The sequence below is a fragment of the Chryseobacterium sp. MYb328 genome, from assembly GCF_037572595.1.
Lineage (GTDB): Bacteria > Bacteroidota > Bacteroidia > Flavobacteriales > Weeksellaceae > Chryseobacterium > Chryseobacterium pennae.
Genome location: NZ_JBBGZQ010000008.1, coordinates 87,325 through 111,043 on the forward strand (window position 1 = coordinate 87,325; position 23,719 = coordinate 111,043).

A 23,719-nucleotide genomic window follows, 5' to 3' on the forward strand; every position below is an offset into this window, starting at 1 on the left:
ATATACCTTTAATTAATCGAAAGCGCCTCAGATTTTCTGGGCGCTTTTTATTTGTAATTGAATTGATTATCATTGAATTATGATGTTCTTTTTAAAATGTATATTTACCACCCAATATTTTTATTTTGGACACATTCTTAGGCAGATTTTGAAAAAGCTATAAAAATTATAAACACAAATGAAAAAATTAATTTTGCTATCTTTATTGTATTGCACCAACATGGGTGCGCAGAACTTATATTGTACAATGTCAAGTTATTCTAATAACGTCATATACGATTATATGAATAAATTGGATAATAATAGCGGGGCACAAATGTCATCAAAATATTTGTTCAGTAATGGGAGTACAAATATTGGCAGCGCATCATTCGATCCTCTTTCTAACACGATTTTTACCCTTAATTCAGGGAGCAATGTATTGGGTAAGTATTATGTTGGGACAGATACGTTTTCTACATTACAGCTTCCTTGGCCAGCCAATAACAGTGGGATTTATGCAAATATTGCAATTGCGAATGAAAGATTGTTTACCATCAAGGAAAGTACATCCAATATTGTTTCTATATGTGAATTGGATAAAGTAACAGGAAATCTTATTTTTGAACATACTTATACTACCCCTGACCTTAGTGGTGCTTCCGATTTTGTTTTTTGCCAGGAAACTAATGACCTTGTACTTTTGGTAAATAATAAAATTGTTAAATATAATATTGTAACAGGAATAGAAACGTCATTCAGTTTACCTTCAGGAACTTATGACAGTATTGTTGTGGTGAATCATAAATTATATGTTACAAAACAGAGTGCTGTTTCAGGAAATATTGTTTTTACTATAGAATGTTATCAAGTATCTACCGGTAATCTGATAAGTTCCAATGTGCTTTCAAATACTTTTACAGAAATTGATGAAGGAATCCGTAATTTATGCTTTCTTGGGGCCACCAATGAAATTGTGGGAACCATAATTTCACAAAATGAAATCAAATTACTAAAATTCAATATCAATACGTCTGCTGAAAGTTTAACGCATCTTTTTTGGGGACCTCCGTATTTTTTAGGTGATATGGTGGCCACTACTTCGATGTCAACATTATCAACAAAGGAAAATTTGGAGAATAACAAAAACAAAAATATAAAGAATGCTTATAATATGGCTGGACAGAAAATATCTCCTGATACCAAAAATCAGGTAATTATTCTTGAATATGAAGACGGAACTCATAAAAGAGTATTTCAAAAGTGATGAAAATCCATCTGGTCTCTGCAATAAAAAAGGCTTTCGGAATAAACCGGAAGCCTTTTATATATTGTCTTTGAAAAAAATTAATCAGCCATAGCCTCTCCAGCCTTTCTGAAGACAAAGTTTCCATAGATATGTCTTCTTGCAAAACGGCTTGGTGAATCTGCATTCACCATTTTGATATAGGTATTTCTTGGAACGCCCATATATTCATAGGTTTTTCCATTCAAATGCTGAACCGTTAAAATCGATTTTTCAAGATAAAAATCCTGAATATTAGATTGGGTAACAGTTTCTGTATATTCTTCTTTATATTTTTCCTGTGTTTCAGGATTAATGCTTACCAGGAAATGATAGGCTTCAATCACAGACTTACTTTTTTCTTCTGCTTCCAGTTTTCCAGCTTCATCGTTGATAAATTTATCAGGGTGCGTATCTTTCATAGCATTCCTGTAAATTGTTTTTAACTCTTTTAAAGTTACGTTTTTATCTACACCAAGAAGCGTTCTGTGTTCACCTATTCGTTTCATAAATTGAATTCTTATTTTCGGGGTGCAAAATTAAGAAATTTAATTGAAAAAATCGTAACTTATTCATTATTAATTTGTTTTTATTATTATTAATAATGATCATCTGGTAAAATCTTAGATTTTATTTATCAAAAACATTTTCAAAGTGATGCTTAAGAGAATCTGAGCTTGGATAGTCTTGGGTTTCTGTTGGTAAACTGATCTTTGTTTGATGTAATTTAGCGTAATATTCATCATGAGAAATTTTATTACTGATGTGAATCATATAGTTTTCTGGATCTATGCTAATTAACCCAAGATCAAATAGTGTATGGATATCAGATCGTAATAGAATGCCGTTAGGAGTTTTATTAGTATCAGACCCTTTGAAAGAATAGATATGTGCTGCTTCTAGCATTTCAATAATTTCACATTGTGTGATCGCACATTTTTTATTGTAAGCCTTAATAAGTTTTTCTCTGAATTTTTTTTGCCCTCTTCTAGCATAAATTTGAATCGCAATTTTTTTTCTATCGTCTAGTATACTCTCTATATTAAAGTAGCTTATTTCAGACTCATTAATTGATGAAGTTAAGTAATCAGTTGTTTGTAAATAATTGGATTCTTTTATTAAACCGAGATTATAAAAACATAAAATTAGAGATCTTTTAATATGCTTTTCTAAATCTGAATCATTTTCTAATCTATAATAAAATTCTTTGGGATTTTCGAAAACATTATTATACTTAGTTGTATCCCCACCTCCATCAACATCAATTTTAGGATTTAGACTTTTTGATTTTCTTATTTTAATGTTTAATCCTTTAGGGTTAGTTTTAGACTCAGCACAACCCACTACAGCTCCTTTTCCTGTCTTATCAAAGCAAATTGCTACATATATTCCATTTGAAACTTTCTGATTAGGAGGTAGGATACATACATGAGTTATATGAGGAAAATTGGCTGCACCTTTAGATTCTTTTACTGTTAAATTTATATTATTAAATATACCATATTTCTTTTCTAGTTCAGATTTAAACCCGTTAAGTGCTTTTTTTACATTATTGAGGACCGGGTCATCTGTTTTGATTGTTTCTCCATGGATGATAGGATAATTTTGCCGGAATTCACAAATCTCATTAAAATAATTAATCATTAATTTTTTACTGGCAAACTAATGATTTTTACTATATTTTCAAATAAAATGTATGTTTTTAATTTTAGTAATCTAATAATGGAAGTCCATGATTAATATCTGAAATATTGCTTATATAGTGTGATTGGGCTGTTTTTGATTGATATTCAGCATGCTTGTGAACTTTTGTTAAAATTCCGAATACAAATTCTTATTCAGCTTAAAATAAATAGACTGGTTTTTAAAATCGATAATGGTATTGAATCTTTTCAAGAAGCCATTCCCAAAAAAGCCTGCCATTTTTTCTGAAGCATCAATGCCTTCTGTAGAGCTGGAAAGTGTAATCGGGACATTGTAAAGGAACTTATGGGCAAAGGTAATAGATGGGCAAAGCACTACCGGCATTTCATAAACAGAACCATCCGATCCCTGTGCAGTAGCTTTCCCTATCGTTTTCATGGTGTTGGCTAAAGAATTCTTTCTGGCATAGGGAGAAGCAATGGTAAGAGCGTCATCAGCACCGCTGTCAAGTCCAAAGTACCCTGAATATTCTTTACCATTAACTGTTATTGAGCTTTCCACAGCAGGATAATTATCTATGAGATGAAGCCTCATTTTTTCATATCCTAAAAAATCAATAGACGGGTCATTTTCCTCATAAAACCGGATCACATTTTTATGGTAATCAATTTCAATGATCTTGCCTTTCATCAAATCTGTTCCGAAAACACCATCAAAATTAACCTCTCCATAAGGAATGAGCGTAAACGAAACATCAGTTTTCTTTATATCTCCGAACTGAATGGTGTTATGACTGCTGTAATCAACCGTATTTACTCCGTTTGAGCCTTTGTTTTCAGATTTTCCGTCAATTTTCAAATCTACCTTTTTCTTTGAGTTGATATTGATAACAGATCCGTCTGCTCCTGTATCAAACAAAAATTTGACGTTATCAACTGTGTTTACCTTGTAGTGCAGATAAACAGAATTATTTTCCAGTGAGAAAGGAATAAGGGTGGGTTGCTTTTGTGCTGATACAGCTATACTGAAACATGTGGTTAAAAAAAAGTATTTGAAATTCATAAAAGAGAAGTTTTACAGGTTATTGCAGTGAAAATAAAGGTATTGATGATCTTTACAAAGAAAGGAAGCTTCATTAACCTTCTCTTAACCCTTCTTCACATTCAGGAACTTTTAAAAACCGGATGCCAACACTTTAAATAAAAAAACAGTACCAAAAAAATGAGTACTGCTATTATATTTTAAATGGGAGAACCCTATTAAGGCTCATCACAGTTTTTTTTCAGTTTTGTAAAGATCCTGTCAAAATCCTTATACACTGTTCCTTCATCATCACGTCTCTGTCTGAAGCTGCTGTTGGCACAGTTGTGAAAGCTAAGTCCGATCATATCAATCAATGCATAATCTTCTTTTTGAGGATCGTTCATTTTAAGGTCAAAACGATTCATTACTCCCTGCGGATCAGCATTGTTTTTGCTTTTAAGCTCTGTATAAGCCTTCCATGAAGCGAACATTTTTTCTCTGTCAGGAGAAGAGATCGCATCAATAGATTCTCTGCAGGTTTCGTAAAACTTACTGTTTTTGAGGGTAGATGGGTCAGAAAAGGCAATTATTTCTTCCTTGTTAAGCTCATATTCGTTTTCAAAAGTTTGTATGGCATTTTCATACAGCTTCTTCCAAACCGGCTGATTGATTACTCTAAGGCTGTAAAGCTCCTGTTTTTTCTCTAGGTATTGTTTTTCCAGATTTTCAAGATGCTGTTCTTTATTTTTACGGACTTCTTCGAGGCTGGAAAGCTTAAAAATAGGATTCGTGTCAAAATGAACCCCATTGAACTTGTATAAAAGTTTATTAACCCCGTCTATTTCCTCTTTTTCATATTTGGAAGCATCAAAATATCCCTTGTTGTCACAATTGAATGTCTGATAGCTGTACAGTGTCAGAGAGCTGGTTTTTACAGGGCCTTTTTGCCCCGAAACAATAGCAGATAAAGCCAGGGAGAGCCCGACCATCATTTTTTCCATGCGCATAGTTGTAGAAAGAATCCGAATTTTCTAAAATTTCTGTGCAAAATTAAGACTTTAAATTTGGAAAATAAAGAATTTAACCAATTTTATGTATTTATTTTTCCTATTTAATGAGAATTTTTATTTTTTGCCTTAAACAGGAGCTTCTATAAAAATTTAAGGTTCGTCACAATCTCTTTTTAGTTTTACAAAAACCTTTTCGAAAGCTTTAAAAACAGTTCCTTCCTCATCGGCTTTAGGTCTGAAACTGTGATTTGCACAATTACTGAATGCATTCATAAGATCAATCATTGCATAATCATCCTTTCTCAGATCGTTCCATTTGGCATTAAAGGCTTCTTTTGTACCGGAATAATTTTCTTCGCTATTTTTAGTTTCAAATAAACTTTTCCATACAGAATACATCCTCTGCTTATCCTTGGTGGTGATGGCATCTGCATATTCTTTGCAGGTAGTATAGAATATGCTGTTTCGAAGAGATTGAGGATCCGCATAGCCCATAAGAAGTGTTTTATTAAGCTGATATTCGTTTTCTAAAAGTTTAATAGCTTCTTCTTTCTCTTTCTTCCATATCGGAAGATCAATGAGTTGGAGCTCTTCAAGCTCTTTCTTTCGCACCAGATATTCTTTTTCAGCCTGTTGTAAAAGCTGAGTGCTATTACTTCGTACCATGTCAAATTTAGTAGGATTAAATACAATAAGAGATGAAAAGGGAGACCAGCTTAAAGGTTGTAAAAGCTTATATGTGTCATCTATTTCTTCTTTTTTATATTTCGAAGGATCAAAATATCCTTTAACATCGCATCCAAAGGTCTGATAACTGTAAAGAATCAGTGGACTTTTTTTTGCAGGAGTCTTTTGAGCAGTCAATGTGACAGCTAGAGCCAATGAAAGACCTGTCAATAATTTTTTCATATTGTTATGATTGAAGAATCCATACTTTTTATTTCGGTCTAAAATTAAAGTTTAAAATTTCAAATCCGTTCATAAAACATAATAATTTACTCCCCGGTTTCCGGTATTTATAGGGGGCGTCACTTGTTTTTCTTTTTCTTTTTTATATTTTGCACCTCCCCATATTATAAATCCTGATTCTCTTGAGGAAGAAAGGAAACGTAATGATTGAATTATAGAACAAAATATTAATAATGTACGACAATTTAGAACAGCTGTTTTACAGAGGAGATTTGGACCAGTGTATTATAGAAGGAGAACAATACTTGTTATCTCATCCCGAAGACGAAGAAGTATTATTTTTAATGGCAGTAGCTTATCACGACATTGTTTATTATGAAGGGCATGAAGCAGTTTATGATGCCATAAGAGACTATGTTATTCCTTACTTACGCAGAATCCTGCAAATTAACCCCAACAGTGAGAAAGCGCTGTACAACATCCTGAATTACCCGTTAGGAAATGAATATGCCCTGATGCAGATCGCCAGAACGAAAAAGCATATCACCCAGGAAAATAAGGCGGAGTTTATAGGATATGCGGAACGAATGCTGGAGGATCCGGACTGTGTAGGATATGGCTATGATTTCTTGGTTAAAATATATGAATCTCTGGAAGAAAATAAAGCACTTTTGAATAGTCTTGAAGCTGCAATGTATTATTCTAAAAAAGCACATGCTGATAACCGGGAGATCAGGGACAAAAACACCTCGCTGTACTGGATCAGAAAGATTTATTTACTAGACCATACAAAAATAGTTTCTGGAGAGGAACTTACAGGCCTTATTGATAAGGAGCATATTACTTTTGTAAGCAGAAACGAATATGATTTTATCAACCTTGCTGATATTGCATTTGAAAATAACGCACCGGATCTTTCATTAAAAATGATGTTGAAAGCCATCAAAGGAGAAAATTCGGCAGTTCACATTCATGAAAAACTGGTAGAATGGCATCAACGCTTTGCTGAACTGATTAGAAACGGATATAATAATAATCCTGATGTTTTCTATTATCAGTTAATTATTGAAAGAAATTATAATGATCTGTTAAACGTTTCTGCAGATTTTTATTACCATCATGCTCTTGAAGTTATCAATTCCCATCCGGCACTGTTCTCAGGATATCATTTTGCAGGGACATTCCTATATGAAAACGAACGCTATGCCGAAGCAATTCCTTTATTAGAAAAAGCAGTGCAACTATCATCCGATGCTACGGCCTGGAGGAGAAGAGCAGATTCAGAATATCTTTTGAATGGAACGGTATTATCCAATATCCCAGTATTTTCTGATTATCCCGCAGACATTTACAATGAAGGGGTTTATCTGAACGAATGTATAGATGCATTAGAAGATGAAAATGATAAACTGAAATGGCATGAAGTGGGTCGTATTGTATATGAGCAGGCCTATGAAGCATTCAGAAAATATTTTGAAGAAGATCGGTTTGAAAGTGACTATCACAACGATCTGCATACCAGAGCAATGTGTTGTAATAATTTAGCCATTAAATATTGGGTATTGGGAGATTATAAGGCTGCTGCTGCAACAGCATCTGAAGGGCTTACCTATTCAGAATTTATGGAACTTCACCTGACCTTGATTGATGCTTTGATGGATGGAGGGGATCATAAACGGGCTGAAGAAGCATTGAATAACTATTTCAGTCTTTATGGCGGATCCGACGATTATTGTTCTAAAACTCTGTACTATAGAGCACGGCAGATTCAGCTTCATGAAGTTATGGGTTCAAGTGATGTTCAAAGAGAAGCACAAGAAGTCCTTACCTCTATTTATCAGTACACCATAGAGAATCCGGAACTTGAAGATGACAACTACAGAGACCTGGAAGCTGGTAAAAATATATTGGAAGGAATTTTATTTCAACATCTGGATAATCAGGATTTAAATACTCGAAAATCATATTATGAACAAGTAGCAATGCGCTTTCCAGGGGAAGCTAATCCTCAGTTTGCCCTGATGCAGATTTATAACGAGGAAGAAAGCTATGGAAGAGTAGCGTTGGCAGCGAAAAGATATCTTGAGAATAAAAAAGAATTCCTTTTAGATGCTTTTGATAGAGCCAAGACCATTTATATGATGGTAAAAAGTGATTTTCTCCAGGGAAATTACCAGGAAGCTGCCTCTGTATTCAGTCAGTATGATGCAGATTGTGAATCGGCAATGGATCCTGAAGAATATGTACTTTGGCTAAGCTATGGAGTGAGGGTTTATGAAAAGTTGAATAATAAAGATCAAACCCTAGCTCTTGCTGAAAGATTCACTGTCATCTACAATGCTGAAGAATGGGGCTATGACGATCTTGTGGAAAGTGTTGAGCTGTCAAAAGCAGTTGTCCTGTATCACGCTGGAAATGTAAAAGAAGCTCATGCGATATTGGATCAGGTACGTTCAGTGGCAGATTATGACCCTATTGCAGATGAATATAAAGCTTCATGGAAAAAACCGGGACTGTTTTCTAAATTCGGATTTTAATCATTAAAGGGTAAAAAATGGCGCATCGTCTTTACGTATATAATGTAGACTCCAAAACAGGAGACCAGTATTCACACTATTTGGGAGAATGGAATTATGAAATCCCGGAATTACTTCTTCCTTTATTCTCCTGCGAACCAAGATCAAAAGGAAAACTCCTGTACTTTGATAAAATAGATGGAGTAGCAAGGCTGAAATCATTCTATCAATTGTTGGGGGAGCACTTTCAGTTGCTTTACAAAAAAGCCTATTATGAACCGGTCAACAAAATGTTTGGGATGTTGGATGATCTTCCTTATGATTCCTTTATGATCAACGGATGGGATGTTTTCAATATGAGTGAAGAAAAACACTCTGATCAGGCCAAAAACTGGGTGCTGGAAATTAAGGAAAAAAGTAGGCTATATGATAAAGCAATGTCTAAGCAGAATCTGGGCTGGCTGGAAAAAGAGATTGTAGCCAGAAGGGGATATGGTTCCTTTTTAGAGATGCTGGAAACAGACTGGATTGATTATGGGCTTGGCTACTGGAATGAAGATTTGTATAAAGACATTTCGGAGCCATTTGAAGATAATGGTCTTTGGGGATTGAAAGACAAAAAGGGAAATATCATAGCGCTGCCTGTTTACGAAGAAATATTTGCCTTTAGTGAAGAGGGGATTGCAGTAGCACAAAAAAACGGCAAGTACGGATACCTGAGAAACGATGGTAAAGTACTTGTTGAATGCATCTACGATGATGCTTTTGATTCTTTTTTTATAGACAATAAGCATTATGGGATTATAGAAATTGATCATCTATGCGGACTTGTCAATATTGATACCGGAGAAATCGTGATCCCCTGTGAATATGAAGAGCTTGAAATGTTAAGACATGCCTATCTTTTTAATGCTAAAAAAGAAGGGAAGTATCATCTCATTGACGCATCCAATAAACTCATCATTGAAGAAGGTTTTGATGAACCTTTTGAGTTTGATTATTCAGAATTGATTTATCGTTCACTGAAAGGAACTTCCAAAAGAGCCTTTTATACATTTGAAGGCATTTTTCTTGGTGAATATCCTGAGGATGTTCTGGGAGAAATTGGAGAAGGATATTATTGGGCTAAACCAAATAAATTTCAGAAAAAAATCAGCATTATAAAAGCTGATGGAACTCTTCTGGATACCGAAGCAGATACCATGATGATTCTGAATGGCGACTATACTTCTTTTGCTTATAAGAAAGCTAGGCAATGGTATATTTATGATATAAAATCCGGTGAATACAGGTTAAAAGAACATACCATTGAAAATATTCACAGAGATTGGTATACCCAGTTTATGAAAGATGTATTTGTGTTATCTGATGAAAGTGGCTGGGGCTTGTATAATGCTGCGGAAGACCGTTGGCTGCTCCCTTCATCCAAAGAATATAAAAAAATAGAATCTTGCAGGGAAGAGATTTTCCGGGTAACCACTTTAAACGGGATGTTCTATTTTGACCAGGAAACGGAAACCCGAAGCTATTTTTATGACTATATCGGTGAAGGAATAGATTATAATGAACAGATGCTGTGCCTTTATAAAGGCTCTGAAATGTTTATTCTTGATACTGAAAGAAAGCTGCATAAAGTTTCTGATCATCAGCTGGGAACTTTGTATGAAAGAAGATATAACCTTCGTGGAAAAGATCAAAAATATTTTCTGGATTTTTATAAGGCTTGGACTGAACAGAAGGGATCTGGTTATGAGGAACATTTTGATGATGCAACCCTGCTGTCGAGGGCTGAAGAATATATTGAAGAAGGTAAAATTGAAGAAGCTGTGAGGTTGTATGAAATAGGAGTGAGTCGCAGAAACACAGATATGATGGTGGAACTTGGATATATTTATGTTCACAATGAGTATCCTGAGTATTATGATCTGGAGAAGGGGCTTGCCTTGTATGAAAAAGCAGCTTCTAAGAATCATGCCATTGCATGGAATAATCTGGGTTATCATCATCAGAGTGGAGTAGGATATCCTCAGGATATTAAAAAGGCTTTAAAATGTTTCAGAAAATCTGCAGAATTAGGAGACGGTTTGGCATTGCAGAACCTTGGGCTTCTGTATTTTTATGGTGAATATGTATTACAGGATTATGATTTGGCACTGGATTATTATAAACAGGCAGAAAAAAAGTTCTATTATAACGATGAAAACTTCGCCGAAATCTATTACCAGAAAGGTGATTATGCCAACCTTCATCGCTATTTGAAAAAAGATACTCAAAGTACATATTCCGATATTTATTACGGTATTATGTATGACGAAGGATTAGGGGTGAAAATAAGCCCTAAAAAAGCAATCAGACACTATGAAAAATCTTTGGAGCATGCCCATTATAATACAGCTTTGAGAAGACTTTTATATTTCTATAAAGAAGATCCGGACTTTGCTGACCCAGAAAAGTACCAGTATTGGAAAAAGTTTGGAGAGGATAACGAAATGGAAATATGATCGTAAGTTTTAACAAACATAGGTTTATAGCCTAACGTAGAATCATTTTATTGGTGTATTTGCGGTTATTAACCTAAGAATAGTTGCTCACTTCAATGAGGTTTTGGTCCGGATCACGGAAATAAACAGATTTTATCTTCCCTATAGCTCCTGTACGGTCTACAATACCCTCAATGATGTCTATGTTTTTCTGTTTCAATTCTTCCATTACCTCATGAATATCCGTTTGGGCAATAAAGCAAAGATCAGCAGAACCCGGGGTCGGCATTTCTGCTTTAGGCTCAAATTCATGGTCTTTTTGATGCAGGTTAATCTTTTGATTTCCAAAAGTAAGAGCCTTTCGGTTATCTCCAAAGGTTACCACTTCAAATCCCATGATTTCGGTATAGAATTCTATTGTTGTATCGATATCTGCTACGGTTAATACAATGTGGTCTATGTTATTGATCTTCATGGTTTTTTGTTTTTAATACTAATTCTTTCACAATTCTTAGATGTCAGATTAGTGTTATTTATAGCTGAAATTGGGGATATTTGTGTTTTGTATGTCTTTTTAATTTTAAAAATAATAGCTTTACAATATTAATAGTATAACCATGATCTATTTTTTCTTTCTTTTTGTTGTTGCTGTTTTTGGAGTAATTTCCTTTCTTATCATGAACTTTTGTAACCGCTGGACTAAAGATCACAAGTATAAAGTGATTTTTAATACAATCATATTCATCATATCATTTCTCCTATTGTCATACATCAGCGTTTTTATTTTCCTGGGCACTCTTGATTTTTCCAGATAATTAATTAAAAAAATATACATGCATTTTGATTGGATTTACCTTATCGTCTTTTTATTTTTCCTTTTTGTAATTGGCATTTTTGGAGGGATTTCTTATGTAGTGATGCGCTTTTGTAACCGATGGACTCAAAACCACAGGTATAGAAAATTGCTTAATATTTTAATCTTTACAGGAGCTTTTTTTCTGATCTCCTTTCTGAGTTTTTATATTTTCTTTACGAATGTCAGTTTTCAGCGATAGTGAAGAGGTCTTCTTTTAAGAAAGTAATAGGCAATCAATAGGTTAATAACAAGAGCGAGCCATACATTGATACCATAGAACAGCTCATAATCATGAAGCTTTTCATTATAAAACAGATTCTTAATGATTCTGAAAGTAATAGCAGTTGTTGTCACGGCATAACTTAAAATCATAAAGTTTTTATGCCTGATAATATTTCTTTTTTTAATAGAAAGTACAGCAGCTATCGTAAAATAAGCCCAAAGAATATCCTGAGTCAGGAATCCTGTAATTCCTATTAATCCGCCGTTTGAAAATAATCCCAATACAAAGCATGCGGGAACATTAATGATAAGGATATTGTAAACATAAACCTTTCCGATCGTTTTATGTAAACTCCTGTTTTCTCTAAGGAATTGAGGTGAAAATTGAGTTAAACCAGCCAAAAGACAAAGTGTTATCGAAAAAATATGGATGTAGAAAAAGGTTATCCAATAAGGATTATTAACTACTTGCTGTTTAAATGCAAGAAATCCCACGGTTTTATCAAAAGATGTATATTGGGAGATCACTTTCAGCATCAGAATACTGAAAATAAAAACCGAAAACACTGCGATCACTTTAGCAGTCTTTATTCCCAACGATTTTGTCATGAATCTGTTTCTTAGTCCTTTAATACCTCTTTGATCTGATTTTCCATATCTTCAAGGTCTTCGAATTTTCTTAGCATCAAAGACTTTCCGTTTTTCTTAAGTTCCTCAATGATTTCGAGAGCAAGCTCTAAAGGTTCAGCTTCATAGCCAAAAAGATTGCTGTCAAAATTAGCACCCACAAGTAAACCATCACTGTTCATTCCCAGGCACCAGTTTTCTAGAAATTCATTGAGTGGAATAGGAGTGGCTTCATAGCGGTTCCATTCCTTGCCCAGACACGATTTCGCCCTTGCGGCATCAGACCAGAAACAAATGATTTTCACAGGCTCACCGTCTTCATATTCCTGATCATTCGAATAGGAGGTAGCATATCCTCTGTCATCTTTTAAGCCATAAACGGTCTCTGTTTCACTTACTTTTTTAATGAAATCTTTATAACGGTTCTGTAGGGTAATTTGGTCCTGGAGCATTGGTGTTTAATTTAAATTAATATTATTAAAGATATAATGATTTCCTGGAATATAGAGATCAGAATTAATGGATAGATTAAGAGTGGCTAATTGCAAATATAGCGTTATAAAATTCCCTTTATCCTCAAATGCTGTAACAGCATAATCGTTTTTGCATCTTTGATTTCTCCGGAATCCATCATGGTCAACGCTTCATCAAAAGTTAATTCCAACACTTCAATCTGCTCTCCTTCCTCTTCAAGACCGCCACCATCGGTAATCTTCATATCATTGGAATATTCAGCGATGAAAAAATGAAGAATTTCCGTTACAGAACCGGGTGACATATAGGCTTCAAATACCTTTTCAACCTTAGAAATTTTATAGCCTGTTTCCTCTTCTGTTTCTCTTTTGATGCAGTCTTCAGGATTATCATTATCCAAAAGACCAGCACAGGCTTCAATAAGCATTCCGGAAGAATTTCCGTTAATATAGGTAGGTAATCTGAATTGTCTGGTCAGAATAACAGAATTTGAAATTTTGTTGTAAAGCAAAATAACAGCTCCGTTTCCACGGTCATAGGCTTCTCTGCTTTGGGTTTCATTAGTTCCGTCTTTTTTGCGAACGGTGAAAGTGACCTTGTTTAAAGTATACCAGTTATCTGATAAAATATCTGTTTTTAAAATAGTAATATTAGGATTTTGCATATTGTTGTTTGAATTCTTTTTATGAATTATGGAGTCTTTAATAGATCTTTTAAGGCATCTTTCAGATCCGGAAATTTAAATTGAAAACCTGTATTCTGAATTTTGTATGAAGAAGCTCTGGAACCTTCCAATATAGCACTTGACAGTTCACCAAATAGCATCTTTAAAACAAAAGCAGGAACATTCGGCATGAATAAAGGTTTCTTTAAAACCTCAGCAATCTTCTTTGTCAGCTCTGCATTGGTAGTGTGCTGGGGGGATACTGCATTATAAGCGCCGTGAAGGGTATTGTTTTTTAAGGCCAGCTCATAAATGGAGCAAATATCTTCAATATGAATCCATGGCATATACTGGTTTCCCGTTCCCAAAGCAGAACCAATACCATATTGTATTGGAGGAAGCATTTTCTTTAGAGCCCCTTCCTTTTCAGAAAGAACAACCGCTGTACGGATTTTGACCACTCTTTCCGCAAGGTTTTGTTCCTTAAAATGATCGGCAGCACGTTCCCACAGAACCACAACCTCACTAAGGAAATCATGTCCGGGAGGGTCATTTTCAGAATATATTTTTTCTGTAGTATTGGTTCCGTAAAAATTGATTCCTGAGGCAGAAATAAAAGATTTTAGTTTAATCTCCCTTTTTCTTAAAGTATTTCGTAATAACGTGGCAGAATCCACTCTGCTGGAAATCAGTTCTTTTTTTCTTTCCGCTGTCCATCGCTTTTCTGAAATATTAGCGCCAGCCAGGTGAATGATATGTGAGACATTTTCGAAGGCTGCTTCATCAATGGTTCCTTTTCTCAGATCCCATTCATATTCGTTTGCCTGCCTTTTTTTCCGGGTAAGAAATCTTACATCGTATTCATTGCTTATTTTTTTTGCCAGTTCTTTTGCAATCAGACCGTTTGCTCCGGTAATCAAAACAACTTCTTTCATAGGGATATATTTTGTGGTGTTGAGGTATATTTATGCTTGATTTTTAACAATCAAAACAAAGTCTTCTTCTAAAATTTTGTAACCGTAATCATAAATAAACTTATATTCAGAGCCGTTTTTATAAATTTTCAGATTGGTGAAATAATCGAAATCAAATCCCAGACTTTCCAATTTGGATCTGGCAACTTTTGTTTTGCCATCAATATTTACTTCCGTAAGAATCCTGTAATTCTTGCGGAGCTTATTATTGATATTTCGCATCAGGTTCGTAGAATCCTTGTTCTGCTTATTGTTATAGGCGTTTCGGCAGGCATCATTGCAGAATTTTTTATCAGACCTTCCGATAATTTTTTCACCACATTCCAGGCAATTCATAACTTTTAATTTTTCACTTTGTGTCCATGAGCATGTTTTTTCCTTAGCAATCTCATAAAACTGCTGTGTGAAGGATAACTTCTGTTTGGCGTTATATTGTTAAAGAATAAAGCCACAAGCAGCAGGATAATACACCCCGAAAGAACCGGGGAGATAACATACCAATATCCTAATTCCGGAATTTTTCCGGTAGAACTTACCGCAATAAGAGCTGTTGCCCCACCTGGTGGGTGCAGGGTTTTTGTGTACTGCATCAGTACAATTGAAAAAGCTACAGCCAATGGAGCCGAAAGCCATATGATATCCGGAACAAATTGATAAACTGTAACTCCAACTAATGCAGAAAGCACATGTCCACCCACCAAGTTTCTTGGCTGGGCCAGCGGACTTTGAATAGCTCCGTAAATAAGAACACTGGATGCCCCAAACGAACCAATCAGAAATATATTTTCTGTTTGTGCTAAAGAATGGGACTGCATAAAAGCAATCAGTCCAATTCCGAAAAAAGCACCCAAGAATGACCAGAAATGCTCCTTGTAATCAACCAAGGTTTCTTTATAGATTACATACTTTGAGACTCTGAACGTTCTTTTTATTGTCTTCTTCATTGAGATTGGCCTGCTTTATTTGATAGTTAATTATTACAAAAAACCGGTTGGATATTTTTAATAAAGCAAAGATACAGAATTATCCGTTTGTAAATGGATCGTATTAAGATACGGGCAGTTTTTAAAATCTGCAAAATCTGAATTTATGTTTTCTTTTCAAAATCTAAGTCATACGAAAGATCTTTTGTTTCTTTTGTGGTAAAAGAATAGCTGAATTATTTTTTATTGTCGCTAAAAAACATCAAATTTGTGTCCTCAATGGGGTGCTGCAATAGCGGCTGAGATGATACCCGGGAAATTTTTCCACACCTGATTCGGATAATGCCGACGTAGGGATTTTTTTGATTGATCATCTCATCATTTAATTTATGTAAGTTAATTTGATGCAGGAAATTTTACAACAGACAACATGGCAGGAGTGGCTTGGAGTCTTCTTTTCAGTAGTTCAGGTCTTATTGGCACGGAAAAACAATTCCAATACCTATCTTTTCGGGATTGCCGGGATTTTACTTTCACTATATGTAATGTTTTTCGCTAAACTTTATGCGGAATTTACCTTAAATCTCTACTATTTAGTGATGAGCATTTATGGATGGTTGTATTGGAAATTCGGGAAACGAAAAACCGAAACGGCTATTTCTGAAACTACCCATCAGGAAAAACTGATTACCTCAGGAATTGTAATTGGAACATTCTGTCTTTTCTGGGTTTTTCTGACAAACTTTACCGATTCTGACGTTCCGGTTTTGGATTCTTTGGTAAGTGCTTTTGCCTGGGCAGGAATGTGGTTGATGGCACGCAGAAAAATTGAAAACTGGATTTTACTGAATATAAGCAATATTATTGCGATTCCGCTGCTAATCCATAAAGGTCTTTATTTATATTCAATTCTGACCGCTTTCTTATTCATTGTTGCTATTTCAGGTTATCTGGAGTGGCGAAAAATCATTAAAAACAAGAAAAATGCTTTTGCATAAGGAAATAAGAGAAAAAATGCACGGAGCCTCTGAAGTTCCGCAATCGGTAATCAATCAGATTCATAAGGAAAGACTGCTCCAGATCTGGGTTCCTGAAATGTATGGCGGATTGGGATTTCGTTTAAGAGAAGGGCTATCTGTTTTGTTTGACTGGTCAAAAATCGATGGAAGTTTGGGTTGGATGCTGACTTTATGTTCAGGAGCCAATTTTTTCTCAAGAAATTTAAAATCAGAAATTGCTAAAGAGCTTTTTTTCGATTCTAAAACCTGCTTCGGCGGAAGCGGAATGATTGGCGGAACGGCAGAAAAGCAAGCCGATGGAACTTTTTTAATGAACGGACTTTGGCATTTTGCAACAGGAGCACCGCATCTAAGTCATTTTACTTTAAATGCTAAACTGACAGAAAAAGGAGAACCTTTGCTTGATGAATCGGGTTTCGAAATGATAAGATCATTTGTTATTTCAAAAAATAAAGCTGAAATCATTCCGAATTGGAAATCAATGGGTATGAAAGCAACCGGAACATACTCTTTTAAAGTTGAGAATGTGAAAATTTCGGAAGATTACAGTTTTATTTATGATGAATTTTTTACGGATGATGTCTTAGATAAAATTCCATTTAGGATTTTTGCTGATTTAACTTTACTGGTTAATTATTTGGGAATGGCCTCTCATTTTTCAGAAGAAGCGATTAAAATCCGACCTCATCTTGACTTACATTCTTTCCATGAAAAAATAGAGAAAGAGATGGAAATAATAATTGAATTTGCCAATGAAATTGAATCTTTGCTCAATGATTTTGCAACCATTTCTTTTGAAAAACAAGAGGAAATTCACAATTATTCGTCAGATGTAGTGGAAAGTTTATCACATCAGATTCTGGATATTTATTTTCAGTTAGGAATAAAGGCAAGTCATACAGATTCTACAGTGTATCAGGTTTTTTGTGATTATTTTACAGCAACACAGCATTCTAATTTTAGGAGGGAAAACAAATTTGACCTTACTGCTCAGTAAAACGGTTTTTTTAAGTTTAGTTTCTTTTTTCTTTGCTGTAATTTGACTGAAGCAATGAACATTAAAGGAGCTTACAATTCTAGTCTTGCATCTAACCTCATTATTTAAATAGAAATAAATCTAGAGGTGTTTAAGGTGTATCTAAATAAATTTTATTAAAATCATTTTAATGTCTTATTTTTTTTATTTAAATATCTATTTTTTGAGAATAAAATTTATAATTTCACATGGTATTGAATTATAATATTTTAACTTAAATTCAAATCAAAAAACGATGACTATGAAAAAACAACCCGTAAAACCGGAATTTACTTTAAAAATGTTTGAAGTATTAGGAGGTGTATGGCTGGCCGGCTGTGTAAAGACTGCTGCAGAATTAAACATTGCAGACCATTTAGCAGATGGTTCCAAAACAATTTCTTCACTGGCAAAAGAAACTCAATCCAATGAAAAAGCACTGTATCGGATTATGAGAGCATTAAGCAGCGTTGGTATTTTTGAGGAATCAGAAAACCAAACCTTTGCATTAAATGACTTTGGAGCAGCTTTACAGACTGATGTTCCCGGAACAGCCAAGAATTTTGTACTCACTATTATGAACGAACATTTTCCCGCTTATGGTGAACTTACCTACGGTGTTCAGACAGGCAAAATTCCTTTTGATCATATCCATGGACTACCTCTTTGGGATTACTATAAACAATATCCGGAAATAGGTGAGAATTTTGGAAAAGGGATGACCGGAATGTCTGGAACAGAGTTAAAGGGAATTATGGAAAATTATGATTTCAACCCTTATAAAAAAATAGTGGATATAGGTGGGGGAAATGGAGTAATGATGTATACAATCCTGAATGCGGCACCCGGTAGTTCCGGAATTATCTTTGATGAAGAGAATGTAATTCAAAAAACTACAGAACTTATCCCCCAAGATTTAAAAGAAAGATGTTCTGTTGCCATCGGTAGTTTTTTTGAAAAAGTTCCGGAAGGAGCAGATTTATACACAATGAAATGGATTATCCATGATTGGAGTGATGATGAATGTGTTCAGATTTTAAAAGTTTGCTATGAAGCAATGCCAAAAGGAGCAAAACTATTGATTATAGATGCTGTTATTCCTGATGACTCTTTGAATCAGCCTCATATTGCCAAACTTTTGGATATTGTGATGCTGGCTTGCCTTACCGGCAGAGAAAGGACATTGAGTGAATTTAAAGTGCTATTGGAAAAATCTGGATTACAATTCAACAGGCTTGTTCAGATTGGTACAGAAGCGAAAAGCATCATTGAATGTGAGAAAATTTAAAAAGGACTTAGGTAAAGAACCTAATGCATAAAAAAACAGGAAGTTTATTGGACTTCCTGTTTTTATGCTAAAATTTAAATATAAAATTAACTATCCTGCAACCAATTCTTCAGTATATACAAGACCTTCATAACAAGCATTATAAATAGCCTTTAATTCATCTAATGAAGGAACTCTTGGATTGAATCCTGTACATGGATCTGCAAGCGCATTAGCGGTGATATAATCAATGTTTTTATCCCAGTCTTCTCTTGAAATCCCGAATTCTTTAATTGCTGATTGATTATTAACTTCTAAACGCAGCGTCTCAATAGCCTGTGCAAGATCTTCAGCGGTTTCTTTACCGATTACTCTTGCTAAATCAGGATAGCGTTCTGTTGCCTGCGCATTATAACGGATAACATTCGGAAGGAAAATGGCATTGGAAGCACCATGAGGAATTCCATACAGTGCTCCAACCTGGTGAGATAAAGAGTGAACAATTCCCAACCAAGCGTTGTTGAATGCTAAACCTGCCATAAAGGAAGCGTCATGCATATTCTGACGGGCTGTAATATTGTTTGGATTTTCTACGGCCTCTTTTAAATTATTGAAAACAATCTCAAGACCTCCTTTTGAAAGCGCATCTGCAATATTATTATCAATGTTGGATACAAAAGCTTCCACACAGTGTGTCAATGCATCAAGACCAGTGTTAGAAGTTACATGGGCAGGCATTGAAGCACAGATTTCTCCGTCTACAATAGCAATATCCGGAGTTAATTCATAAGAAACGATTGGATATTTTACGCCTTTTTCCCTGTCTGTAATTACGGCAAGACCTGTTGTTTCAGTTCCTGTACCGCTTGTAGAAGGGATGGCAATAAATTTTGCCTTATTTCTTAAAACAGGAACGGTGAACGGCTTAATCATGGCATCAAAATCAGCATCAGGATATTCATAAAATACCCACATGATTTTTGCGGCATCAATGGCAGAACAGCCTCCTAAACCGATTACCCAATCCGGCTCAAATGTTTTCATGATTTCAGCACCTTTCATGCAAGTTGCTGATGATGGATCTTCCTCTACACCTTCGAAAATTTGAGTTTCGATTCCTACTTCTGTAAGGTAAGCAATCGCTTTATCAAGAGTCCCGCTTTTTCTCATAGAGCTTCCTCCCGTTACGATTACTGCTTTTTTACCCTTAATATTTGTTAATTCTGAAAGGCTTCCGGCACCATGGAAAACCTCTCCTGCAATGAATAATTTGCTCATTTTTTTTGTTTGATTTTAATGAGACAAAATTAGAAAAGCCCAAAAGGACCATGTTATACAAACAAGATTATGTGTTATACATTTGCGCCAATTCCTGTTGAAGAGCAGTAGGAGTTTCCTTCAGTTTTGCTTTTACAAATTTGTTGAGAGCAGAAGGAGAATTGAAGCCAAGGTCAAATGCAATTTCTTTATGAGAAAGATCTGAAAACATCAATTGTCGTTTAATCTCTATTAAAATCCGGTTATGAATGGTCTGAATAGCTGTTTCCCCACAATGTTTTTTTGTAACTGAATTTAACTTTTTTGTCGTAATATTCAGTTCATCAGCATAATACTGAACCGTTCTGTATTGTTTGTAATGTTCGTTCAATAATTTTTTAAAACGAACATAAATAGGCTTGTCAGCTGTTTCTTTATGAAGAATAGGATGCAATCCGTGAACAGATTCAATTAAGCCTAACAGAAAAATTTTGATATGAAATCTCGCCTGCTCCTTTTTGATAAGGCTTGGATATTGATAAATTCCCTTGATGATAGAGATTGTATATAAACTTTGCTGAAAGTCTTCTGAAGATAAAATGGTACAATGAAGTTGTGTGGAAAGGTTTACATTATAAGTACTCAGTTCGTTTTTCAAAATATCTGAACAGAATAATACTTCTTCAAACAGAATTATTTTCCCTTTCAGGTCATTGCTTATATCAGAAATAAAATGTACCTGCTCCGGAAAAACTACAGAAATTTTCCCTGGTTTCAAAAAATGAACCTTATCCTCAATATGTAACTGTAAAGTCCCGCTTTCAATAACAATTATAAAAAAATGATCTTTCTTGTGTGGCTTATCATAATCTTGCAAATAGTCATTTGTTAAATCAAAAACCCGGAAAGAAAGATTTTTATCCTCTTCCTTTTGAATATTCTTTTTAATTTCTAACGTCCTCATATATTCATTTCTTTTATTATCAAAAAACTTTTGCTGTATAAAACAGATTGCAAAAATAATTTAAATCAGAATAAAATAACCCCTTATAACAATCATCTGTATTCAAAGATTGATTTTGATGCTGAGTTTCAACCTTGACAAGGATAATCAACCAAATCCTTTTCCAAATCTAAAGGCACTATTGTTTAAAAAAGAAAAGCCAAAATAGAAAAATTCCATTCTGACTTTTATATCTTTTAATGATAATTATAGTTGTATTACACAGTTTTTATTTTTTTAGTCTTGCAACCTCTTCTTTTAACAGACTGATATACTCCTGTAAGCTTTTAATGATTTCGATGCTTAATTCATTATTAATAGTAGCATTAATGTTGTTCCCCATATTACCTTGTGCCTGATCATTAAACACAGGATGGTCAATGTTAATATTAACTTCATCCTCTTCATAAATTTCCTCAACCGGCACTTCAAGAAATTTCGCCAGCTTATCCCATTCAGCTTGTATAATTTTTACAGCTCCGCTTTCTTTTCTGCTATAATTTGAAACATCTGTAGCAATAGCATCAGCAACTTGCTGTTGGGTATAACCTTTCCTTTTTCTTACTGTACGTAGTTTTTCTTTTTGCATATTAGACGTTTTTACAAATTTGCAAAAAAATAACGTATAAAATAGAGAGGTTTTTAAAATTTTTATTAACAAAAATAAAATCTATAATTCCTGAGTAAGTTCATATCATTCCTTTTTATTTTAAAACTATATTAATATTTTTTACCATGAGAAGTGAATATTACTAAACATTTTTAATCTTTATTATCCGATTACAAACGATTACAAACGAATTTAAATAGTTTATAACCGACTGAGTCTTGGTGAGATCGCAACCTTTGCAACAGAGATTTGAGAAAACAGTGAACGTCTCTTATCTAAAATACTAATCATTAAATCTAAAAGTTATGTCACTAAGAAACAAAGTAACATTAATTGGTTACACAGGTAAAGAAGTTGAAATGGTAAACTTCGAAAACGGAAGCGTAAAAGCAAATGTATCTTTAGCTACCAGCGATCATTACACTAATGCTAAAGGTGAAAAAGTGGAAGAAACACAATGGCACAATCTGATTGCTTTCGGGAAAGTTGCAGAAATTATGGAAAAGTATGTTCCCAAAGGAAAAGAGATTGCGATTGAAGGTAAGCTTACCTACAGATCTTACGATGATAAGGATGGTGTAAAGCGTTACATTACGGAAATTCGAGTAGATGAGATCCTGTTGCTGGGAGGTAAATAATTCTAAAAACTCAAATGATGAAAGTAAAAGTTTTTAAGATCAGGCTTCCTGAAGAATTTCTCTACAAAGATCAGAAAATGCTTGATGATTTTCTGGAAGGCAATGAGATTATAAAAGTGGAAACCGCTTTTGTAAACGATGAATGTTATTGGTCTGTGATTCTGTATTTTGAAGAACTTAAAGTAGTGAAAAATACAGTGAAAGAACCAAAGGTTATTAAATACTCTGCGGATAATGATTTCCTGAATCCCGATGAAGAACAAATTCTCAATGCCCTGAAACTTTGGAGGTCGGAGAAAGCCAGGGAACAAAATCTGCCAAGCTACTTCATTGCAAGTAATAAAGAACTGATGTCTGTAGCCAAGTATAAACCTGCCAAAAAAGAAGAACTATTGGAGATCAAAGGATTCGGAAAGCATAAGATTGAAAATTATGGCGAAGAAATACTGGAAATCCTTGAAAGTGTCTGATTTTTAGGAACAATTAATACTAAAGAACAAAAGCTGTAGAAGTAATCTTCAACAGCTTTTGCTATTCAAAATCAAAAGTTTATTCTTAGTTTTTATTTGCTTGAGAGTTTTTTTGATCAAGTGAAGTTGGTTCAATCCTTAATTCTAAATTGTCTCTTTTCGTAGATAAGTTAAATAGCTCTTTGGCTATATGTGTTGCTTCTGTTCGGTTTTCCAATTCAAAGCCTAAAGGAAGATCTGATCTGCTGCTTTCTTTTTCAGAATCAGAATATAGAGGAGGGTTGTCAATGGGGATATAACCCACAAAAATATTTTTTTCTGCGAATTCATTATGCAAATGGGTAGTAAGCATTCTCAAAGCTGCTTGAGGGACTCCCATAGCAGAAGTAAAAGGATAGGCAGTTCTATCTGACTGCCCACTTGTAAATAATAGAGCTCCGCTGGTTTGTAAAAGATAAGGAATGGTTGTTTTGGCAGTTTCCAAAGCGCTTAAAACTCTTGTATTCAAATAAGTTTTTAATAAATCAATAGATAAATCCGTTATGGGAACATAAGACTCTGCTCCCAAAGGCCCAGGAACATTATACAAAACAACATCCAGACGATTTCCTAATTTCTCTGTTAATTTTTTTATAGAGCCGGATATAGATTCAGGAGTATTAGCGTCAATTGTTTCATTGAATACAGATATTCCTTCTAGCTCAAGTTCAGCTTTTATAAGGTTAAGTTTTTCCTGGTTTCTACTCATCAAACCTACCAGATATCCATGATGGCCAAAATATCTGGCTGTTTCTAATCCAATCCCTGGCCCGGCTCCTATAATCACTATTGTCTTGTTCATTGTTTTACTCATA

The 23,719-nt window shown here is 34.5% G+C and carries 24 protein-coding genes; 8 read left to right on the top strand and 16 right to left on the bottom strand.

Annotation, left to right across the window (positions count from 1 at the left end; translation table 11 throughout):
• Nucleotides 1-283: 283 nt before the first annotated feature.
• Nucleotides 284-1,246, top strand: coding sequence for a hypothetical protein (locus tag WH267_RS10205; RefSeq protein WP_340007925.1), 963 nt, complete (start codon nucleotides 284-286; stop codon nucleotides 1,244-1,246).
• An 80-nt stretch (nucleotides 1,247-1,326) separates the two neighbouring features.
• On the opposite strand, the gene WH267_RS10210 is transcribed toward WH267_RS10205, so the two are convergent.
• The 5 genes from WH267_RS10210 to WH267_RS10230 form a co-directional block, all read right to left on the bottom strand.
• Nucleotides 1,327-1,773: a KTSC domain-containing protein gene (locus tag WH267_RS10210; protein WP_340007927.1), complete on the bottom strand. Its 447-nt coding sequence runs from the start codon at nucleotides 1,771-1,773 to the stop codon at nucleotides 1,327-1,329.
• Between the two features lie 121 nt (nucleotides 1,774-1,894).
• Nucleotides 1,895-2,908 (bottom strand): HNH endonuclease, encoded by a 1,014-nt coding sequence (locus WH267_RS10215; protein ID WP_340007929.1) that lies wholly within the window; start codon nucleotides 2,906-2,908, stop codon nucleotides 1,895-1,897.
• 168 nt (nucleotides 2,909-3,076) lie between these two features.
• Entirely contained in the window at nucleotides 3,077-3,970 is an 894-nt protein-coding gene (locus WH267_RS10220; RefSeq protein WP_340007930.1) for a retropepsin-like aspartic protease, read from the bottom strand.
• A 197-nt stretch (nucleotides 3,971-4,167) separates the two neighbouring features.
• Nucleotides 4,168-4,932, bottom strand: a complete 765-nt coding sequence (locus tag WH267_RS10225) for a hypothetical protein (RefSeq protein ID WP_340007932.1) — start codon at nucleotides 4,930-4,932, stop codon at nucleotides 4,168-4,170.
• 159 nt (nucleotides 4,933-5,091) lie between these two features.
• Nucleotides 5,092-5,850, bottom strand: a complete 759-nt coding sequence (locus WH267_RS10230; RefSeq protein WP_340007934.1) for a hypothetical protein — start codon at nucleotides 5,848-5,850, stop codon at nucleotides 5,092-5,094.
• 233 nt (nucleotides 5,851-6,083) lie between these two features.
• Between WH267_RS10230 and WH267_RS10235 the strand changes: the two genes are divergently transcribed.
• Together WH267_RS10235 and WH267_RS10240 are read left to right on the top strand one after the other, a co-directional pair.
• Entirely contained in the window at nucleotides 6,084-8,387 is a 2,304-nt protein-coding gene (locus tag WH267_RS10235; RefSeq protein ID WP_340007938.1) for a tetratricopeptide repeat protein, read from the top strand.
• A 17-nt stretch (nucleotides 8,388-8,404) separates the two neighbouring features.
• The gene (locus WH267_RS10240; RefSeq protein ID WP_340007940.1) at nucleotides 8,405-10,867 is read left to right on the top strand and encodes an SEL1-like repeat protein; all 2,463 of its coding nucleotides are present in this window, start codon (nucleotides 8,405-8,407) and stop codon (nucleotides 10,865-10,867) included.
• Nucleotides 10,868-10,940: 73 nt separating this feature from the next.
• On the opposite strand, the gene WH267_RS10245 is transcribed toward WH267_RS10240, so the two are convergent.
• The 7 genes from WH267_RS10245 to WH267_RS10275 form a co-directional block, all read right to left on the bottom strand.
• A complete protein-coding gene (locus WH267_RS10245; RefSeq protein WP_340007941.1) occupies nucleotides 10,941-11,321 on the bottom strand; it encodes a VOC family protein in 381 nt (126 codons plus the stop codon).
• A 570-nt stretch (nucleotides 11,322-11,891) separates the two neighbouring features.
• Nucleotides 11,892-12,533: a DUF2306 domain-containing protein gene (locus WH267_RS10250; protein ID WP_340007943.1), complete on the bottom strand. Its 642-nt coding sequence runs from the start codon at nucleotides 12,531-12,533 to the stop codon at nucleotides 11,892-11,894.
• Between the two features lie 11 nt (nucleotides 12,534-12,544).
• Nucleotides 12,545-13,003 (bottom strand): DUF2750 domain-containing protein, encoded by a 459-nt coding sequence (locus WH267_RS10255; protein WP_340007945.1) that lies wholly within the window; start codon nucleotides 13,001-13,003, stop codon nucleotides 12,545-12,547.
• 104 nt (nucleotides 13,004-13,107) lie between these two features.
• Nucleotides 13,108-13,689 (bottom strand): GDP-mannose pyrophosphatase NudK, encoded by a 582-nt coding sequence (gene nudK, locus WH267_RS10260; protein ID WP_340007947.1) that lies wholly within the window; start codon nucleotides 13,687-13,689, stop codon nucleotides 13,108-13,110.
• A 26-nt stretch (nucleotides 13,690-13,715) separates the two neighbouring features.
• Nucleotides 13,716-14,624 (bottom strand): TIGR01777 family oxidoreductase, encoded by a 909-nt coding sequence (locus WH267_RS10265; RefSeq protein WP_340007948.1) that lies wholly within the window; start codon nucleotides 14,622-14,624, stop codon nucleotides 13,716-13,718.
• Nucleotides 14,625-14,654: 30 nt separating this feature from the next.
• On the bottom strand, nucleotides 14,655-14,999 hold the full coding sequence (locus WH267_RS10270; RefSeq protein ID WP_115973337.1) for a hypothetical protein: 345 nt from the start codon (nucleotides 14,997-14,999) through the stop codon (nucleotides 14,655-14,657).
• 5 nt (nucleotides 15,000-15,004) lie between these two features.
• Nucleotides 15,005-15,607 carry an HPP family protein gene (locus tag WH267_RS10275; RefSeq protein ID WP_340007951.1) on the bottom strand — a complete coding sequence of 201 codons (603 nt, stop codon included), beginning with the start codon at nucleotides 15,605-15,607 and terminating at the stop codon, nucleotides 15,005-15,007.
• Between the two features lie 380 nt (nucleotides 15,608-15,987).
• On the opposite strand from WH267_RS10275, the gene pnuC reads away from it, so the two are divergent.
• From pnuC to WH267_RS10290, 3 genes are all read left to right on the top strand, one after another.
• Nucleotides 15,988-16,584, top strand: a complete 597-nt coding sequence (pnuC, locus tag WH267_RS10280; protein ID WP_340007953.1) for a nicotinamide riboside transporter PnuC — start codon at nucleotides 15,988-15,990, stop codon at nucleotides 16,582-16,584.
• Entirely contained in the window at nucleotides 16,571-17,602 is a 1,032-nt protein-coding gene (locus tag WH267_RS10285; protein ID WP_340007955.1) for a hypothetical protein, read from the top strand. The genes pnuC and WH267_RS10285 overlap by 14 nt, the downstream gene beginning before the upstream one ends.
• Nucleotides 17,603-17,882: 280 nt before the next feature.
• On the top strand, nucleotides 17,883-18,908 hold the full coding sequence (locus WH267_RS10290; protein ID WP_340007957.1) for a methyltransferase: 1,026 nt from the start codon (nucleotides 17,883-17,885) through the stop codon (nucleotides 18,906-18,908).
• 90 nt (nucleotides 18,909-18,998) lie between these two features.
• Here the strand turns inward: WH267_RS10290 and WH267_RS10295 are convergent, their stop codons facing one another.
• The 3 genes from WH267_RS10295 to WH267_RS10305 all read right to left on the bottom strand — a co-directional run bounded on the left by WH267_RS10295 (nucleotide 18,999) and on the right by WH267_RS10305 (nucleotide 21,736).
• A complete protein-coding gene (locus tag WH267_RS10295) occupies nucleotides 18,999-20,165 on the bottom strand; it encodes an iron-containing alcohol dehydrogenase (RefSeq protein WP_340007959.1) in 1,167 nt (388 codons plus the stop codon).
• 67 nt (nucleotides 20,166-20,232) lie between these two features.
• Nucleotides 20,233-21,108 carry an AraC family transcriptional regulator gene (locus WH267_RS10300; protein ID WP_340007961.1) on the bottom strand — a complete coding sequence of 292 codons (876 nt, stop codon included), beginning with the start codon at nucleotides 21,106-21,108 and terminating at the stop codon, nucleotides 20,233-20,235.
• A gap of 268 nt (nucleotides 21,109-21,376) precedes the next feature.
• The gene (locus tag WH267_RS10305; protein ID WP_115973345.1) at nucleotides 21,377-21,736 is read right to left on the bottom strand and encodes a helix-turn-helix transcriptional regulator; all 360 of its coding nucleotides are present in this window, start codon (nucleotides 21,734-21,736) and stop codon (nucleotides 21,377-21,379) included.
• Between the two features lie 326 nt (nucleotides 21,737-22,062).
• Here WH267_RS10305 and WH267_RS10310 point away from each other — a divergent pair, with 326 nt between their 5' ends.
• Nucleotides 22,063-22,395, top strand: a complete 333-nt coding sequence (locus tag WH267_RS10310) for a single-stranded DNA-binding protein (RefSeq protein ID WP_115973346.1) — start codon at nucleotides 22,063-22,065, stop codon at nucleotides 22,393-22,395.
• Nucleotides 22,396-22,409: 14 nt separating this feature from the next.
• Nucleotides 22,410-22,865, top strand: a complete 456-nt coding sequence (locus WH267_RS10315) for an HRDC domain-containing protein (protein WP_228438925.1) — start codon at nucleotides 22,410-22,412, stop codon at nucleotides 22,863-22,865.
• Nucleotides 22,866-22,950: 85 nt separating this feature from the next.
• On the opposite strand, the gene WH267_RS10320 is transcribed toward WH267_RS10315, so the two are convergent.
• Entirely contained in the window at nucleotides 22,951-23,706 is a 756-nt protein-coding gene (locus tag WH267_RS10320; RefSeq protein WP_340007965.1) for an SDR family NAD(P)-dependent oxidoreductase, read from the bottom strand.
• Nucleotides 23,707-23,719 lie beyond the last annotated feature (13 nt).

Bases quoted from the DNA above. Each gene is read 5' to 3' on its own strand.
- WH267_RS10225 (WP_340007932.1), bottom strand. From the start codon at position 4,932: ATGGAAAAAATGATGGTCGGGCTCTCCCTGGCTTTATCTGCTATTGTT.
- WH267_RS10305 (WP_115973345.1), bottom strand. From the start codon at position 21,736: ATGCAAAAAGAAAAACTACGTACAGTAAGAAAAAGGAAAGGTTATACC.
- WH267_RS10310 (WP_115973346.1), top strand. From the start codon at position 22,063: ATGTCACTAAGAAACAAAGTAACATTAATTGGTTACACAGGTAAAGAA.
- WH267_RS10240 (WP_340007940.1), top strand. From the start codon at position 8,405: ATGGCGCATCGTCTTTACGTATATAATGTAGACTCCAAAACAGGAGAC.
- WH267_RS10210 (WP_340007927.1), bottom strand. From the start codon at position 1,773: ATGAAACGAATAGGTGAACACAGAACGCTTCTTGGTGTAGATAAAAAC.
- WH267_RS10285 (WP_340007955.1), top strand. From the start codon at position 16,571: ATGCTTTTGCATAAGGAAATAAGAGAAAAAATGCACGGAGCCTCTGAA.
- WH267_RS10220 (WP_340007930.1), bottom strand. From the start codon at position 3,970: ATGAATTTCAAATACTTTTTTTTAACCACATGTTTCAGTATAGCTGTA.
- WH267_RS10295 (WP_340007959.1), bottom strand. From the start codon at position 20,165: ATGAGCAAATTATTCATTGCAGGAGAGGTTTTCCATGGTGCCGGAAGC.
- nudK (WP_340007947.1), bottom strand. From the start codon at position 13,689: ATGCAAAATCCTAATATTACTATTTTAAAAACAGATATTTTATCAGAT.
- WH267_RS10315 (WP_228438925.1), top strand. From the start codon at position 22,410: ATGATGAAAGTAAAAGTTTTTAAGATCAGGCTTCCTGAAGAATTTCTC.
- WH267_RS10205 (WP_340007925.1), top strand. From the start codon at position 284: ATGAATAAATTGGATAATAATAGCGGGGCACAAATGTCATCAAAATAT.
- WH267_RS10215 (WP_340007929.1), bottom strand. From the start codon at position 2,908: ATGATTAATTATTTTAATGAGATTTGTGAATTCCGGCAAAATTATCCT.
- WH267_RS10230 (WP_340007934.1), bottom strand. From the start codon at position 5,850: ATGAAAAAATTATTGACAGGTCTTTCATTGGCTCTAGCTGTCACATTG.
- WH267_RS10320 (WP_340007965.1), bottom strand. From the start codon at position 23,706: ATGAACAAGACAATAGTGATTATAGGAGCCGGGCCAGGGATTGGATTA.
- WH267_RS10265 (WP_340007948.1), bottom strand. From the start codon at position 14,624: ATGAAAGAAGTTGTTTTGATTACCGGAGCAAACGGTCTGATTGCAAAA.
- WH267_RS10275 (WP_340007951.1), bottom strand. From the start codon at position 15,607: ATGAAGAAGACAATAAAAAGAACGTTCAGAGTCTCAAAGTATGTAATC.
- WH267_RS10290 (WP_340007957.1), top strand. From the start codon at position 17,883: ATGAAAAAACAACCCGTAAAACCGGAATTTACTTTAAAAATGTTTGAA.
- WH267_RS10270 (WP_115973337.1), bottom strand. From the start codon at position 14,999: ATGAATTGCCTGGAATGTGGTGAAAAAATTATCGGAAGGTCTGATAAA.
- WH267_RS10245 (WP_340007941.1), bottom strand. From the start codon at position 11,321: ATGAAGATCAATAACATAGACCACATTGTATTAACCGTAGCAGATATC.
- WH267_RS10255 (WP_340007945.1), bottom strand. From the start codon at position 13,003: ATGCTCCAGGACCAAATTACCCTACAGAACCGTTATAAAGATTTCATT.
- WH267_RS10250 (WP_340007943.1), bottom strand. From the start codon at position 12,533: ATGACAAAATCGTTGGGAATAAAGACTGCTAAAGTGATCGCAGTGTTT.
- WH267_RS10300 (WP_340007961.1), bottom strand. From the start codon at position 21,108: ATGAGGACGTTAGAAATTAAAAAGAATATTCAAAAGGAAGAGGATAAA.
- WH267_RS10235 (WP_340007938.1), top strand. From the start codon at position 6,084: ATGTACGACAATTTAGAACAGCTGTTTTACAGAGGAGATTTGGACCAG.